Source organism: Acinetobacter sp. YH18001, assembly GCF_013416975.1.
Classification (GTDB): Bacteria; Pseudomonadota; Gammaproteobacteria; order Pseudomonadales; family Moraxellaceae; genus Acinetobacter; species Acinetobacter pseudolwoffii.
The window spans coordinates 24,335-39,622 of the sequence record NZ_VPEU01000009.1; the positions used below are offsets into that span (position 1 = coordinate 24,335).

Below are 15,288 nucleotides of genomic sequence, written 5' to 3' on the forward strand. Positions count from 1 at the left end.
GACTAAGGCTTAAATTTTATATTGACGTGCCTGCTGCATCTGTTTCAGGCGTTGGTTAATGGTTGCAGATAAAGATTGATTATTTTTCGCTGTACGCTGTGCATGTAATAATGACTTGATGGCAGTTTCCTCATAACCGGACCAGTATTCTACTTCTGCACGATAACGCAGCACATTGGCGGCCTTGATTGCCGATGCAGGCTCTGCATTGGTCGCCAGTTGCATCAGTCGCCAGCCGCTCACATCGCGGGAATTGGCATTCAAAAATTTTTGTACAATCTGTTTAGCTTGATCTGGTTGCTGGGCACGAATCAAGACTTCTGCATATTTATAATTGAGCGCGCGGTTTTCCGGCATGATTCGCGCTGCTGAAGCCACACTTTTCAGCGCTGCATTCAACTGGTTCTGACCTAAGTAAATATCAGTCTGAAACAAGACCAATAAAGGATGCATCTGGTTATGCTTTTTCGCCTGATCTAAAGCAGCCTGTGCGGCCTGAAAATCACTTTGCTGTATCTGGTAGGCAGCCAAAGCAAGCTGACCGGCAAAATTATTCTGCCGATTCATCAAACTGAGCTGCTCCTCACTGGTCTGGCGAGACAGCACCCTGCTATACCATTTGATAATCTCAAAGTCCTGATCATTCAGCTTAGGTTTGACCGCAGGCAGCTGATTGGCACGTAAACGTGCTTCACTCATACGCTCAGTCGTCAATGGATGAGTAAACCAGAAATCCGGCAGGAAGCTTAAGCGACTGGTCGAGCGATGCATGACTTCGAAGAAGTCTGCCATACTATGCGGGTTATAGCCGGAACGATACATGTATTGCATGCCAATTCGGTCTGCTTCACGCTCCTGATTACGACTATAAGTCAGCTGTTTATCCATCAACGCGGCTTGCGAACCCATCATCACCGCAGCACCCGCATCACCATCCGCCTGAGAGGCCACCAATGCCCCGACCAGAATTCCGGCCAATGCCAGCAAACCCTGCCCCTTAAAAGCATCTTGAGAGCGACTGTAATGACGTTGTGTGACATGTGCAATTTCATGCGCCATCACCCCCGCCACTTCATCCATATTTCGGGCTGAATTGATTAAACCAGCATTAAGAGCAAACAGCCCTCCCGGCACAGCAAAAGCATTAATTTGTGGATCATTAATCACCAGCAAACCAATGGGCTGTTGTAACTGAGTCTGACTGAGAATATGAGAAAATACCGACAGCAGCTGGTCTTCCAGCCATGGATTCTGCATGACTGGCATTTGCTTATGCACTTCGCGATAGACTTTTTCACCGATCATTCTTTCTTTTTGCTGATCGAGTAAACCCACGCCTGTACCAATATCAGGCACAGAAAAGTGTGCAGTCGCTTGATTAAAATCATGGCTAGAGCTATGCCCTGTCACCATGCACATCGTTAAGCCACACGCCAACGCCAATCGTTTCAATGAAAAATCTCTAAATCTATTGTTCTAAGCTGCCTTGAATATAGCATTGAAAAATGGGCATATACGCAAGAAAATGTTATTTAATATTATTGAAACTCAGGATTAACCACATAGCGTGGCACTCGCCCTTCTAAAGCATCCACCAGATTCTGATAGGCCAATTCGGCCATTTTTTTACGGGTTGCAGCCGTCGCAGAACCCACATGTGGCAATGTAACCACATTGTCCAACTGAAATAATTCAGATTCTTTTAAAGGTTCTTTCTGATAGACATCGAGACCGGCAGCAAAAATCTGCTTGGCTTTTAAAGCGTCAATTAAAGCCTGCTCATCAATGACTGAGCCACGTGAAATATTCACCAATACCGCATGTGGTTGCATTTTTTCCAACTCAGCCGCTGCAATCAGCGCTTTAGAATCAGCATTTAAGTCAACCGCAATAACGACAAAGTCGGAACGCTGTAATAGTTCATCTAAGTCAGAATACTGTGCATTCAGGCCTTGGGCCAATTCTGGTTTTTCACGGCGATTATGGTACAGAATATTCATATTGAAACCATAAAAACCACGACGTGCAACTGCAGCTCCAATATGACCCAGACCGATAATACCTAAAGTTTTTCCAAAAATATCCAGACCAAATTGTGCTTCACCGACAGTACGCTGCCATTGTCCTTGTTTGGTCCAGTGATCCAGATAAGCCACTTTACGTGCCGCAGACATCAACAATGTAAAAGCCAGATCTGCCGTGGTTTCAGTCAGTACATGCGGGGTATGGCTGAGATAGATATTTTTTTCATTTAAATAATCAAGTTCATAGTTGTCATAACCGACACTGACACTAGAAATGACTTTAAGCCGGGTGGCAGTCGCCAGATTGTCACGATTCAGCAATCGACCTGCACCAATCATGCCATCGGCATCCTGAACCTCCTGCAAAAGCTGCCGGTTCACATCGCCTAACTTGGGTTGTATATAAGCGACATCATAATGTTGTTCAAGTTTATTTTGAATATCAGCATCGATCTGACTAAATACAACCACTTTTTGTTTCATATTTTTTATTCCAAACTCATATTATTTCAAGCTGGCAGACCTATTTTGCATAAACTGCCATAAACGTTTTTTCAGAATTGGCTGATCTAGCATTTCCTGTAAAGAAGCCAACTGGATTATTTTACTATTTGAAATATAAGGTACAGTTCCCAAAAAAATAATATTTTTCTCGGCACTCATCCCATCGAGAAAACCCTGAATATAAGAGTCCACACCGCGCCCATCCTGAACATTGGCCCAAGGAAATGGCCAGTTCAGCTCACAAAACTCGCTGACCACTGCACGCTGGATATTCGTCCATAAATTCTGGGTTTCTTCAGTCATTGCAGTCGCATCAATCACAATACTGCAATGGGCCAGACTTAAAATCTGCAAACTAAATGGCAGAATTTGTATGATTTCACGCTGTTCCTGAACCAGTACTGGCGTGGGCACTGATACCACAGGCATGACTTCAGCTTCGGGCTGAATAACCGGCTCAGGAATTGATAGATCTGTAAATACCTCGGGCTGCTTGGACTGAGGCAAGACAATGTCACTGTGAAATTCTGGTGCAGCCTGATCACGCCAGATCGAGACCTGATGTGGCTGACATGCGCTGTCCCTAGGAATCCAGAGATCAATTCCTAATGTTGCCAGTATGTCACGCTGATGCCCTATCATCTTTTCATCATCACCAATTTCAGGCTGAACATTTTAGCCGGATTGCCTCTACTTTGCCGAACTTTTTCCGCTTTTCTTTTTTATCCTGATGGATTCTAATACAAAGTCGATCTGCCTGCTAAAAACTGTACTTTTAATACTCAATTAAATCACTGCCTCTGTTATAACAGATGCAGTTTCAAACTGTGAATTGTTGTCTTCTTTTTTACATAATGGTTAAACTGTTTTTCTTCAACATTTGTTGAATAATCTGCTCTGCCTCAAAACCCAAGCGCCAATAAAGCAGTTCCATCACATCCAGTTCGTCCTGAGTCACAATACGGTCGCTCCACAAACAGGCTTCTGCGATACCCAAAATCCCGAGACGTTCACGCAGTAAAAGTCCCGCAATATCATTCAGAATTTCCGCCAGATCAATCGGCTCATCAGAAATTTCATTGTATAAGTCCAATTCTCGAGCCGACAAAATCCGGTTTAAAATGCGTTCGCGAACCTCAAGCTGGTTTCCGCTATTAATCTGCTGCACATGCAACAAGGCATCAATCAGACGCACAATCTGGGGCTTAACTTCATCCAAAGCTGTTGGAATATGTGCGGGCAATAGATTCAGCTCATATTTGACACATTCCAGCAATAAGGCATCGAGCAAGCCAATTTCACCATCTTCCTGAATAATTCGTGCCAGTTTCATCAAAAACTGACGTGCAACTGTGGTGGGCATCCCGCCAATATTCTTGCAGGCTTGCTGGAAAATCGAAATATGCACCCGCCCATCCAGATTCAGCAGTGAATCTACAATGGCGCGGCTCACCTCAGCCTCAGTCGGAATAAATTCACGATATTGACGAATCATCAAAATGGCAACCATGACTTCACGCGAGCCGGTCGCCGTCTGCAATGCACGTTCAAGCAACTCCGGACGCGGCATACTCAGCCGCAGCTCTGGATTCAGTGGCTTGATCGCATCTTTAATTGCAAAGCTGATTGGAGATAGACGCAACAACGGCAGAGGCTGTGGCGAACTCCAGCTCATCGCAGTCTCGGGCACCACTTCTTCCAGAGAACGAAATAAACTGAATAAAGGCTGATTCTTGAGTTTCTTCAAGTTCTCGAGCTGCAAATCCTGAATCAGGGCAGGATTTAATTCATAAATTCGTTGATTAATATTTGGGTGAATATTCAACCAGTTTTGCGGACTCAAGGAATTGGCAAAACACATATGTGAAATGGATTCGGCATATTCACTATAGATTTGCGAACCGGAATGATGCACATGAATTCTGAGTAAAGTCTGGATATTGGCATCATTTTGAATCAGGCGGCGAGTTTTCTGGTCATTCTTAAAAGTGCGTCCACCCAGTGAAATATATTTAATAAAGCGTGTGATCAATACCCCCAAACTGCCAATCAGCCAGATTACTGCGCCAATTGCGACATAAAAGGTTTCAAACTTATTTTCACGTCGAATATCAGTTCGATAGAAACCAGATTTGGCAATTTTGCTGCCCCACTGGCTAAAGGTGGTTAAACTGCTATACAAAATTTTTAAGCGGGTATTTTCCGCAGTTTCACCCGACAGAATTTTATTAAATTCGTGACTGAGTAAACCATACAGCTCGACTTTATCCAGAGTTTGTACCGCACCCCAAGTCAGAATAATCGCGGTATCTCGCGGGCTAAAACCCGCCGTCAGCGTATTAACTCCAACTTCATCGGGCAGTACATACACCGCCGGAGGTTCAATTAAAAAGGTATCGGCCAGCTGCTGGGTAATTTGCAGTGCCGCACTTTCCTCAGGAATACTTTCCATCGGGCTGAGACGGCGCGCACCCATCTGTTTTGCCAGCGAATAACCGCCATTCCGGAAAAGATAAAATTCATAGATGACCGAGATCAGCATCACACATAACAGCAACGCAATCAGATAAGGACTGAGCATATGCCAGAAAATAGACTGGGTAGAATCAACATAAAAAACGAATAGACCAACAACGGTATTGATAATAAAAATAGTTAACAGCACAGCAATCAAGCAGAAGCTTACAGGCAATACGATATTCTTGTTTTTTATAAAATCATATCCTACGTTGCGCAATGTAGAACCCTAGTTAAGATTATTTTCAATGGGTTCATCATAAAACAAAAAAGCGGGAAATTCCCGCTTTTTCATGATGATTTTAAGCGCTTAGACTTCACGTACGCCAGTTAAATCCACAGAAGCTGCATCGATATTCACATCGATGTAATTCCCTTCTTTCATGGCACTGTCACTACGTTTTTGCTGTAGATCATCCAGATACTGCGCATCAATACCACCCGCGACATAAACGCCGTCAAATACCGAACAGTCAAAATCTTTCAGATCTGGCACTTTGGTGGTTCGAACTGCATCTTTTAAATCTTCCAGATCCTGGAACACCAAACGGTCTGCACCAATAATTTCACGAATTTCTTCAACGCTACGATCTGAGGCAATTAGCTCTGATTTTGCCGGCATATCGATACCGTACACGTTTGGATATTTCACCATCGGTGCTGCGGAAGCAAAGAAGACTTTTTTCGCACCAGAATCACGTGCCATCTGGATAATTTCATTACAGGTCGTACCACGCACAATCGAGTCATCGACCAATAGTACGTTTTTACCCTTAAATTCAAGCTCAACCGGGTTCAGTTTTTGACGTACCGATTTTTTACGTAGTTGCTGACCTGGCATAATAAAAGTACGACCGATATAACGGTTTTTCATGAAACCTTCACGGAATTTCACACCCAGCATATTGGCAAGTTCCAATGCAGAAGTACGTGAAGTATCCGGAATCGGAATCACCACATCGATATCATGCTCTTCACCCCACTCGCGCAGAATTTTTTGCGCCAGCTTCTCACCCATTTTCAGACGTGCTTTATACACCGAGATTCCATCAATAATGGCATCCGGACGGGCAAAATACACATATTCAAAAATACATGGACGATATTCAGGATTGCTCGCACATTGCTTGGTAAAGAAATTACCTTGTAAATCGATAAATACCGCTTCACCTGGCTGAATATCACGCTCAACTTTGAAGCCCAGCGCAGTAATCGCAACCGATTCAGAAGCTATGATATATTCCATGCCCTGTTCAGTTTCACGTGAACCGTAAATCAGTGGACGGATACCATTCGGATCACGGAAGCCCACCAGACCTTGTCCGGTAATCATTGCTACCACACCATAAGCGCCTTTACAACGCTCATGCACACGTGTTACCGCATGGAAAATATCTTCCGAAGTCGGCACCAATTTGCCATGTTTTTGCAATTCATGCGCTAGCACGTTTAGCAGCACTTCTGAATCAGAATCCGTGTTCATATGACGTAAGTCAGTTTTGAACAGGTCATCGTGAATTTCTTCGGCATTGGTCAAATTACCGTTATGCGCCAAGGTAATTCCATACGGCGAGTTCACATAAAATGGCTGTGCTTCTGCACTGCTCGATGAACCGGCTGTTGGATAACGCACATGACCAATCCCGTAATTTCCTTTCAAGGCACGCATATGACGGGTATGAAATACATCACGCACCATCCCATTGTCTTTACGAAGGAACAGACGCCCTTCATCACATGTCACGATCCCAGCTGCATCTTGTCCACGATGTTGTAACATCGTTAATGCATCAAACAACATTTGGTTAACGGGTGATTTACCAGCTATACCAACTACTCCACACATAGCAACCTCGCAGACAAGCTAGGATTAATAAAAAGGATTATTTGTAGACTCATCTGCAGCTCCAGATTTGGACGATGTTTCAGATGATACAGCTGAAGGTTTCGATGTCCCTTCAGGCTTGATATGTTGTAGTGCACCATTCGCGGCGTCTTTCGACATTTGAGTCGCCCAAGGCGCATAAGGCAATAAGGCTTGAATAAACTTGGACTGTTTCCAGTGCGGTGAGCTTTCTACCCACGGGCCAATGCCTTGCATGGTAATCAGCACAATCAGCAAGCCTTTCAGGCTACCAAAGACACCACCTGCCAGACGGTTAAGCGGACCCAGTTTAAGACTCTTTAAAATACGGTTTAAAAGCGCAGTGACGATCCAGGTCAGAACCACAATTAACAGGACGATAAAGGCGAAGGCTGCTATCTTTTGTACGACTGGATCTGTACTCAGAGCAACCATAGACGGCGCAAGTAGCGTTGAATATTTTGCCGCAACAATCAGGGCAAAGATCCATCCCACTAAGTTCGCAAAGGCTTTAATAAATCCTTGACGCAAACCGTTGAGCCCTCCAATGAGCAAGATAATCAGCAGAAAGATATCAATGGCATTCATAGGATTTAAAGTGCGTCTACACAATCTTTTACAAGTTCAGGTCCAGTATAGATGAGGCCACTATAAACTTGTACAAGGCTGGCACCTGCCTGTTTCTTGGCAACAGCATCTGCGCCTGAAAGAATACCACCCACACCAATCAAGGGAATTTGTCCTTTTAACACCTGAGCAAATGCAGCCAGACATGCGGTACTTTTCTCAAAGACTGGCGCGCCAGATAGACCACCTGCCTCCTCTGCATGCGCCAGACCTTCCACCCCTTCACGTGACAGTGTGGTATTGGTCACGATCAGGCCATCGATCTTGAATTGCAATAACTGTTTGGCAATAAAGGCAATATCGCTGTTATCCAGATCAGGCGCCACTTTGAGTACCAAAGGTACATAATGCTGGTATTCCTGCGCCAATTCAAGCTGACGGTTTTTCAATGTTTCAAGCAGTTCGGTCAGTGCATCACCACTTTGTAAACTGCGCAGATTTTTGGTATTGGGAGAAGAAATATTGACGGTAATGTAAGACGCATAATTATAGACTTTTTCTAAACAGATAAGGTAATCATCTACTGCTTTTTCTACCGGAGTATCAGCGTTTTTACCGATATTGATGCCGAGAATGCCTTTAAATTTGGCAGCTTTGACATTTTCCACCAGCTGATCTACACCCTCATTATTAAAACCCATACGGTTAATAATGGCTTTAGCCTGTGGCAAACGGAATAACCGCGGATGGGGATTGCCAGCTTGCGGTCGCGGGGTAATGGTGCCAATTTCAATAAAACCAAAACCTTGACCAGCAAGGGCGTCAATATAAGCACCATTTTTGTCTAAACCTGCCGCAAGACCTACTGGATTGGGAAATTCGATTCCCATACAAGTCACAGGTTTCGCAGCAACATTTTGACGCATCAAGCCCATTTTATGGGATGATTTTAATAGTGATAGTGTCAGCTCATGTGCACGCTCTGGTGCTAAAGAAAACAACAAAGGGCGGGCTAGAGAATACAACATATCTAGAAAAGTCTACTGCTTTTTAAGTCGGCATATTATAGGCATAGGCTGACAAAAAAACCATGCTTTGCAAATCTTTATTTTTACCGTTTATTGCACGGTCGCGGTTAATTTAATCTGTCCTGCTTCATTATTTAGTTCCATTTTCTCAACACTTAGACCCATTTGTGCCAGTTGAGTCAGGAAGTTTGCCAAAACTGCATAATTTTCATGCATGACCGCCAATTGAATTTTCCCATCTATTTGCTGCGATGCAACCGAAAGACCTTGTTGCTGTGCCACCCGCTGTACTTTCTCTGCAGCATCCAGCTGCATGTCTCCAGCAGGTTTCATGGTGACTGCATTACTTTGCATCCAGACAATGGTATCTTTCAGCTGATTTAAACGTTTCTGCTGGGTGTCTGCTGCCTGATGCATATACCAGAGTGCTGAACTGACCGCAGCCACAACTACAAAAATAGTGGTAAAAATCACCAATACCCGTTCACGTGCCGAGAGACTGTCCAGATAATCCCTCAGTTTTTCAAAAGATTGATCCATGCGATTTTGTAGCGCTTCGATGGCTTTCATTATTGCACCCTCACCAGCCCAATGGCACCTGTTCCGCTGGCCTGAATATTCCCCAGCTCCACTTTAAAGCCTTGCTGACTCAATTGCTTGGTCAATGCATTTAGCATATCTGATGAATTGGCTTTAAGCTCCATACTCAACACAGACGCATCATAATTGATCCGTTGTGCCACAATCTGGTTCTGCATCAAGACTGGTCCAATCCGACTAATCAGCTGTAATGCCTGTGTATCGGCGATCTGGCTTTGACGTAACTGCCCTTCAAACTGGCTTTTGATATTCTGCTCAGTGACCGGATAATTTTGCCCAAACCAGTACTTGAACTGATCAACGGCCTGTACAGCGGTCTGATTTGCCACTTTTTTATATTGATACCAGCGCACCGCATCATAACTAAACTGTAAGACTAATATGCCCAGAAATACAGCTGCGCATGCTTTCCAGTAACCGGAAATGGCACCTTCAGATTTGGCTTTGGGCAATACATTAAACGCATGCTGTTTAGGTTTTTTCAATACCGGAAGGACATACTGAAAAGATTCTAACTGCTCCTGTGTGACCAATGCTTCTAGGCTACTTAACTGATCCTGATTCAGACTACTGACTTTATAATGCAAATCTTTGGGCTGATAATCCAGATACAGACTCAGATCATCCAATGACTGGCCGATATATTCTGCCTCTCGTACCAACAAGCGCCCACCAATTTGGGTAATCACCCGCTGATTGGCTTCAGGAACCGGCAGCACCAAAAAGTCTGGCAGCAAAGCCGCCAGCTTGACGGGAATCAGGTTGAGAGAATACTGCAAGGTCTCGAGGGTAGAATTCGCAATCCCCATAATACTGACCTGATCAGGCTGCTGAAAATGATGCAGCACTTTCATGGCATCGACGGGCAGCACCACATATTCTTCAAGCAGATACTTGATGCCCTCATTGCCCATTTTTTTATATTGGCTCTTGGGCAAAGTCTGCTGCAAAATTTGCACATGACGGCTCGGGAAAAACACTACTGCTTCTTCGCCATGATGAGCCTGAATCTCCTGAATCAACTGCTCAAGTGTGGCCGCAGTGTTCCAGAATTCCCCAGTTGACCATTGCCAAACCCCATTGGCCTCAGGCATCCATAAATACAACATCGATTGTGTACTACCGTTTTAATTGGTTTTATAATGTAGGAATAAAACTTTTAACTGTTGTCGACAAACCCGCGGCAATGACTGGCTGCGCATAGATACGTGCTTCTGCCAATGCATAGGGATGAAAAGACTCCGCCAGCAAAATAGAAGAAATGTGTGCCACCACATTCATATGACACACCACGGCAATCGATTCATAAGGCAGTTGCGACAACCATTCAACCGCGACCTTGGCATCATCATCGGGTTTAATCGCATTACAGATCACCACGGGTACATCTTGAAAATACTGCTGCAGATGAGCCAGGGTCTCTTGTGCACGCAATAAGGGACTGACCACAAACACTTCAGGTTTAATCATATTTTTTAAGAACTGTGCAGTTTGCTCAGCCTGCTGATGACCACGCTCCGTCAATGGACGCTTGCTATCATTGCCATTGACTGGTGGAGCAGCCTCACCATGTCGCACTAAAGTCAGTTGCATTGGATTTCCTTATTTTCTTTTGCCTGCATGATAACTGGCCAATATGACAATTCACATACAGTCCCTTTGTGTTATAGATCAGACTTGATGATGTGGCAAGACAAATTCCACATCACTGCGATGACCATTTTTCATCAATGACAAGGCAATATTGAGTGGTGGTGCACCTTCAAAAATCACATCATACAAGGCAGAAGTAATTGGCATATAGACATCCAGTTCTTCGGAACGCGCCTTGACCTGTACGATGGTATTGATCCCTTCTGCAGTTTGACCCAGTTCAGTAGTAGCCTGCTCCAAAGTCTTGCCTTTGCCCAAGGCAAAACCAACCTGATAATTACGACTCAGCGGACTGCTACAAGTCGCAAATAAATCACCCACACCGGAAAGCCCGAGGAAAGTCAGCGGATTCGCGCCCAATTTTACCGCAAAACGGCTCATTTCGGCCAGTGCACGGGTCAGGATCATACTCTTGGTATTTTCACCCACGTTATACGCGGCTGCCATCCCCATCGCGACGGCATAAATATTTTTTAAGGCACCACCGAGTTCTACACCATGTACATCATCACTGGCAAAAACACGGAACAAGGCACTATGTAAGGCTTGCTGTACGGCATAACGTACCAGCTCAGATTCGCTGGCAATCACGGTTCCTGCCGGCTGACCTGCCACAATTTCCTTGGCGAGATTCGGCCCGGACAACACTCCATAAGGCACTTCTGGCAATACTTCCCGAATAATATCACTCATGAAGCTAAAAGTTTTGGCTTCAATCCCTTTGGTGAGTGAAATCACGGCTTGTGAGGTGATAAAAGGCTTGATTTGTTGCAGGACATCCCGAAAAGAATGACTTGGAATCGCGACTAAAATAATATCGCGATCACGCACAGCCAGTTCCAGATCCGACACAGCCAGTAAGTTTTCTTCTAGCTGGAAATCTGGCAAATAACGTTTATTGATATGCGTGGCATTGATATCTGCCGCAACAGCTTCATCACGAATCCAGATCATGGTATTACAACCATTACGCACTGCGGTATTGGCCATTGCGGTACCAAAACTGCCCCCACCCAACACCGTGACTCTTAAAGCGGTCTTATGATCGACTGCAACCGGCTCGACCAGTGCTGAAAAATTTAATTCTGACATGTTATTTTTTAATACCCTGTTATACCGTGCAAATTAACCGTTCTGATTCCAATAACTTACAAAATTACTGGTCTGAATCTCTGCGCGTGCTGGAATTGCTTTTGCTGCAGTGCCAATATAAATAATACCCGAGACCAGATCGTCTTTTGAAATTCCTAATGCCTGCTTAAACAGGCCAGATTCGACTACAGCACCACTGCGCCACATGGTCGAGAAACCCTGAACCTGGAGTGATAACAGAAAATTCTGTATGGCGGCACCTGAACTGAGAATCTGTTCAAAATGTGGAACTTTAGGATGATCTTGCAAACGCGTTAAAGCCAGCACCAATAGTGGCGCACGGAATGGATGATTCTTGACCCGTTCAATCTGTGCCGTTTCAGTTTCACCCAGATCGACCAGTGCCTGAGACAACAGCTCCCCAAATGCTTCACGCTGTGCATCAGGTATCACCACAAAGGTGGTGGGTTTCAACCGATGATGATCCGGTGCTGTCAATGCCGCCTGAAAAGCCAGCTCCAGCTGTTCTGCATTCGGTGCCGGTGCCAGCAAATGTCCTATTGATTGACGTTGGCGAATATTTTGATGAACGATGTCGACCACGGATTCCGTCATTGCTTTGTAGATCTATACTTAAAAACTGTTTTCAAGATTAGCATATTCCCGCTGTAATACTCTATAAACTTCACCGCGACTTAGCCGCAAAAATTACTCAAGTAACATTACAATATTTTTATTTTAATCAATGAAATGCTCAGTTGAATTACTTTTTTAGCATAGAGTCACACTAAAAATTTCCAAACTTATACAACAGCTCCAAACTCTGCGCGCTTTGCTATGCTCAAATAAACTTAATTCTGTTTTCACCCGAGATTTTATCATGAAAAAAACAATTGCGATCAGCGGATTAGCAGCTTCAGCTCTACTTTTAACTGCCTGTGCTTCCAACCCAACCTCACTGGCAATTCAGAAAGAAAATAATCAGTTTGAGGTCACTGGATTAGGTAAAAATCAATTAACTGCCAAAAATAATGCCATTAATGCTGCCAGCAAAACCTGTGGTTCGAAAGCTACTGCGATTATTATCGATGAAAAGACGGGTTATAACGGGGCATTAAAAGGTGTCGTTGATGATCAGACTGGACAGATGATTCAGGCAGCAGCTACCGTTCTAGGGAATATCGCAGGCACCAATACCGGTTTAAACCAGAATGATGACTATCAAACCATTTTGACTTTCCGTTGTCAGGCCAAATAAATCCAGACCACATGGTCATAAAAAAACCGCTCTTCAAGAGCGGTTTTTTTAATCTGGATTAGCAATAACCTTCCAGACGGGTCAAAGGCAATTTCTGTCCAATCGCCTTCTCAATTTCTGGTAGATAGAACGCATCATCTTCGGCAAGGAAACTAATACTCACACCACGTGTTCCCGCACGGCCAGTACGTCCAATACGATGTACATAATCATCTGACTGTTCAGGTAAAGTGAAGTTCACCACATGTGAAACACCATCCACATGAATACCACGACCCGCAACATCTGTTGCAATCATAATGTTGTGCTTACCATTTTTGAACTGGTCTAGCATTTTTAGACGCTTGTCTTGAGCAATCTCACCAGACAGCATGACCACCTTATAACCATCACGTTTTAAATGATCATAAAGCTTACGCACCTGATCACGACGGTTGGCGAAAATCATCACCTTTTCAATCGGCTCATCACGCAAGATTTCTTGCAACAGTTTATATTTATCGGCCTTAGCCACCATATACACCCGTTGCTCGACATCGGCATTGGTTTTCTTTTCCGGTTCAATTTCAACTGTGACCGGTTCAAATAACCATTGCTGTGCCAAATTTAGTACATCATAGCTAAATGTTGCAGAGAACATTAAAGTCTGACGTTGCTCCTTACGCGGCGAAAAACGCACAATGCGTTTCACTGAAGGAATAAAGCCCATATCGAGTAGACGATCCGCTTCATCAATGACCAGAAATTCAATCTGATCCAGCCAGACTTCTTTTTGCTCGACAAAATCGATCAAACGACCGGGTGTCGCGACCATAATATCGACAGGTGCTTTATTTAGTTGATTCTTTTGCTTGTCAAAATCTACACCACCCAGCAAAGTCACGACATTGAGACCGGCATATTTGGCCAGATCCTGTGCATCGCTTTCAATTTGCAGTGCCAGTTCACGGGTCGGTGCCAAAATCAGGGCGCGCGGTTCACCACGATAACGCTGTTCCTGAATCGGATTATTTAATAGATCATTCATGATACTAATTAAAAAGGCCGCAGTTTTACCGGTACCTGTCTGTGCACGGCCAATGGCATCATGTCCTGCCAGCGTGAATTTTAAAACCTTCTGCTGGATAGGCGTCATGGTGGTAAAGCCTAAAGCATCAATCGCTTTTTTTAGATTGGGATGTAAATTTAAGGTTTCAAAACCAGATGACATAAAGCGGTGCTCTACTTGGGTAATCACTAAGATGGGGATAGTATAAACAAAAAACGCCCCAAGTTATATTGGAGCGTTTTCTTTTTAGCTTAATCCGAAGATTAGTCTAATGGTTGAACTTCTTCAGCTTGAAAGCCTTTTTGACCTTTAACAACACTGAATTCAACGCGTTGACCATCACGAAGTGAACGGTGGCCGTCACCTTGGATAGCACGGAAATGAACAAATACGTCATCACCGCCGTTACGTTGAATAAAGCCGAAGCCTTTAGTATCGTTAAACCACTTAACTACGCCTTGTTCGCGAGCAGCTGTCATAAGTTAATCCTCATTGAAACTAAAAGAAGGACCACCCGGTGTTGCAAACAGCAGAGCAAACAAGTTTGAAAATATTATTTTTAAGCTTGTAATCATTCTGTAAAACTATCAACAAAATCCCGGTTACATCCATTTATGTAATAGGGTGAAAAACAATCACTTTGTTTATTCAAAGTCCCAAATACGCAACGAGCTTAACATGGGTTTATCACAATTAATAGATTTTTTTTAGCATGTTCTGTTTGATTTAGTTATTTTTTTCATGAAAATTGTCAAAAGACTTTATATCTTCTTTTAGATCCTGATTTTTATTAAAGCAGTTTGGTTCTATACGCTTCTTTGTTACTATTTATTGTCATTTTTTTGCTATATGAATGAAACCCTAATGTCGCAAAATCCAGAGCAGTATTGTCTTATCGATGCCATGGGAAAACCCTGCCCGATGCCGCTTTTAATGTTAAAACGGGCACTAAAGGCCGGTAATCAGAAAACTTTCTTGCTCAAATCCTCTGATCCACATAGTCAGACGGATATCAGCCGTTATTGCCAGATTCATCAACTCAAGCTTGAATCAAGAAAAATTTCTGATTCAGAGTTTCACTACTTGATTGAATCTTAAAAATTTTCAATTAAACTGTTTATCTTAGTTTCGTA

The 15,288-nt window shown here is 43.7% G+C and carries 16 protein-coding genes; 2 read left to right on the top strand and 14 right to left on the bottom strand.

The annotated features are described in order from the left end of the window. Positions 1-9: 9 nt before the first annotated feature. The 12 genes from FTV48_RS04940 to FTV48_RS04995 all read right to left on the bottom strand — a co-directional run bounded on the left by FTV48_RS04940 (position 10) and on the right by FTV48_RS04995 (position 12,464). Positions 10-1,452 carry a M48 family metalloprotease gene (locus FTV48_RS04940; protein ID WP_218944592.1) on the bottom strand — a complete coding sequence of 481 codons (1,443 nt, stop codon included), beginning with the start codon at positions 1,450-1,452 and terminating at the stop codon, positions 10-12. Between the two features lie 86 nt (positions 1,453-1,538). Further along, positions 1,539-2,507, bottom strand: a complete 969-nt coding sequence (locus tag FTV48_RS04945) for a D-glycerate dehydrogenase (protein ID WP_005096586.1) — start codon at positions 2,505-2,507, stop codon at positions 1,539-1,541. Positions 2,508-2,528: 21 nt separating this feature from the next. Next, entirely contained in the window at positions 2,529-3,170 is a 642-nt protein-coding gene (locus FTV48_RS04950; protein ID WP_100329781.1) for a hypothetical protein, read from the bottom strand. Positions 3,171-3,375: 205 nt separating this feature from the next. After that, positions 3,376-5,265: a M48 family metalloprotease gene (locus FTV48_RS04955; RefSeq protein ID WP_100358068.1), complete on the bottom strand. Its 1,890-nt coding sequence runs from the start codon at positions 5,263-5,265 to the stop codon at positions 3,376-3,378. Positions 5,266-5,355: 90 nt separating this feature from the next. Further along, positions 5,356-6,891, bottom strand: coding sequence for an amidophosphoribosyltransferase (gene purF / locus FTV48_RS04960; protein ID WP_005096582.1), 1,536 nt, complete (start codon positions 6,889-6,891; stop codon positions 5,356-5,358). 24 nt (positions 6,892-6,915) lie between these two features. Beyond that, positions 6,916-7,497: a CvpA family protein gene (locus FTV48_RS04965; protein ID WP_005096581.1), complete on the bottom strand. Its 582-nt coding sequence runs from the start codon at positions 7,495-7,497 to the stop codon at positions 6,916-6,918. A 5-nt stretch (positions 7,498-7,502) separates the two neighbouring features. Then, positions 7,503-8,504 (bottom strand): quinone-dependent dihydroorotate dehydrogenase, encoded by a 1,002-nt coding sequence (locus tag FTV48_RS04970; RefSeq protein ID WP_179999562.1) that lies wholly within the window; start codon positions 8,502-8,504, stop codon positions 7,503-7,505. Between the two features lie 90 nt (positions 8,505-8,594). After that, entirely contained in the window at positions 8,595-9,074 is a 480-nt protein-coding gene (gene gspM / locus FTV48_RS04975) for a type II secretion system protein GspM (protein WP_005096579.1), read from the bottom strand. Further along, positions 9,074-10,213 carry a type II secretion system protein GspL gene (gene gspL, locus FTV48_RS04980; protein ID WP_179999564.1) on the bottom strand — a complete coding sequence of 380 codons (1,140 nt, stop codon included), beginning with the start codon at positions 10,211-10,213 and terminating at the stop codon, positions 9,074-9,076. The genes gspM and gspL overlap by 1 nt, the downstream gene beginning before the upstream one ends. 28 nt (positions 10,214-10,241) lie before the next feature. After that, complete coding sequence (gene sixA / locus FTV48_RS04985; RefSeq protein WP_005096577.1) at positions 10,242-10,697, bottom strand: phosphohistidine phosphatase SixA; 456 nt, start codon at positions 10,695-10,697, stop codon at positions 10,242-10,244. Positions 10,698-10,775: 78 nt separating this feature from the next. Beyond that, a complete protein-coding gene (locus FTV48_RS04990) occupies positions 10,776-11,849 on the bottom strand; it encodes an NAD(P)H-dependent glycerol-3-phosphate dehydrogenase (RefSeq protein ID WP_005096576.1) in 1,074 nt (357 codons plus the stop codon). Between the two features lie 33 nt (positions 11,850-11,882). Then, positions 11,883-12,464, bottom strand: a complete 582-nt coding sequence (locus tag FTV48_RS04995) for a nitroreductase family protein (RefSeq protein WP_179999566.1) — start codon at positions 12,462-12,464, stop codon at positions 11,883-11,885. A 265-nt stretch (positions 12,465-12,729) separates the two neighbouring features. On the opposite strand from FTV48_RS04995, the gene FTV48_RS05000 reads away from it, so the two are divergent. Further along, positions 12,730-13,107 carry a hypothetical protein gene (locus tag FTV48_RS05000; RefSeq protein WP_005171568.1) on the top strand — a complete coding sequence of 126 codons (378 nt, stop codon included), beginning with the start codon at positions 12,730-12,732 and terminating at the stop codon, positions 13,105-13,107. 58 nt (positions 13,108-13,165) lie between these two features. Here FTV48_RS05000 and rhlB read toward each other — a convergent pair whose 3' ends face one another. Further along, positions 13,166-14,317 carry an ATP-dependent RNA helicase RhlB gene (gene rhlB / locus FTV48_RS05005; RefSeq protein WP_005096570.1) on the bottom strand — a complete coding sequence of 384 codons (1,152 nt, stop codon included), beginning with the start codon at positions 14,315-14,317 and terminating at the stop codon, positions 13,166-13,168. 101 nt (positions 14,318-14,418) lie between these two features. Then, positions 14,419-14,634 carry a cold-shock protein gene (locus FTV48_RS05010; RefSeq protein WP_004280099.1) on the bottom strand — a complete coding sequence of 72 codons (216 nt, stop codon included), beginning with the start codon at positions 14,632-14,634 and terminating at the stop codon, positions 14,419-14,421. A 385-nt stretch (positions 14,635-15,019) separates the two neighbouring features. On the opposite strand from FTV48_RS05010, the gene FTV48_RS05015 reads away from it, so the two are divergent. Beyond that, positions 15,020-15,253 carry a sulfurtransferase TusA family protein gene (locus FTV48_RS05015; RefSeq protein ID WP_253602646.1) on the top strand — a complete coding sequence of 78 codons (234 nt, stop codon included), beginning with the start codon at positions 15,020-15,022 and terminating at the stop codon, positions 15,251-15,253. The last annotated feature ends 35 nt before the right edge of the window (positions 15,254-15,288 follow it).

Bases quoted from the DNA above. Each gene is read 5' to 3' on its own strand.
- FTV48_RS04945 (WP_005096586.1), bottom strand. From the start codon at position 2,507: ATGAAACAAAAAGTGGTTGTATTTAGTCAGATCGATGCTGATATTCAA.
- FTV48_RS04950 (WP_100329781.1), bottom strand. From the start codon at position 3,170: ATGATAGGGCATCAGCGTGACATACTGGCAACATTAGGAATTGATCTC.
- purF (WP_005096582.1), bottom strand. From the start codon at position 6,891: ATGTGTGGAGTAGTTGGTATAGCTGGTAAATCACCCGTTAACCAAATG.
- FTV48_RS04965 (WP_005096581.1), bottom strand. From the start codon at position 7,497: ATGAATGCCATTGATATCTTTCTGCTGATTATCTTGCTCATTGGAGGG.
- FTV48_RS04970 (WP_179999562.1), bottom strand. From the start codon at position 8,504: ATGTTGTATTCTCTAGCCCGCCCTTTGTTGTTTTCTTTAGCACCAGAG.
- gspM (WP_005096579.1), bottom strand. From the start codon at position 9,074: ATGAAAGCCATCGAAGCGCTACAAAATCGCATGGATCAATCTTTTGAA.
- gspL (WP_179999564.1), bottom strand. From the start codon at position 10,213: ATGTTGTATTTATGGATGCCTGAGGCCAATGGGGTTTGGCAATGGTCA.
- sixA (WP_005096577.1), bottom strand. From the start codon at position 10,697: ATGCAACTGACTTTAGTGCGACATGGTGAGGCTGCTCCACCAGTCAAT.
- FTV48_RS04990 (WP_005096576.1), bottom strand. From the start codon at position 11,849: ATGTCAGAATTAAATTTTTCAGCACTGGTCGAGCCGGTTGCAGTCGAT.
- FTV48_RS04995 (WP_179999566.1), bottom strand. From the start codon at position 12,464: ATGACGGAATCCGTGGTCGACATCGTTCATCAAAATATTCGCCAACGT.
- FTV48_RS05000 (WP_005171568.1), top strand. From the start codon at position 12,730: ATGAAAAAAACAATTGCGATCAGCGGATTAGCAGCTTCAGCTCTACTT.
- rhlB (WP_005096570.1), bottom strand. From the start codon at position 14,317: ATGTCATCTGGTTTTGAAACCTTAAATTTACATCCCAATCTAAAAAAA.
- FTV48_RS05010 (WP_004280099.1), bottom strand. From the start codon at position 14,634: ATGACAGCTGCTCGCGAACAAGGCGTAGTTAAGTGGTTTAACGATACT.
- FTV48_RS05015 (WP_253602646.1), top strand. From the start codon at position 15,020: ATGTCGCAAAATCCAGAGCAGTATTGTCTTATCGATGCCATGGGAAAA.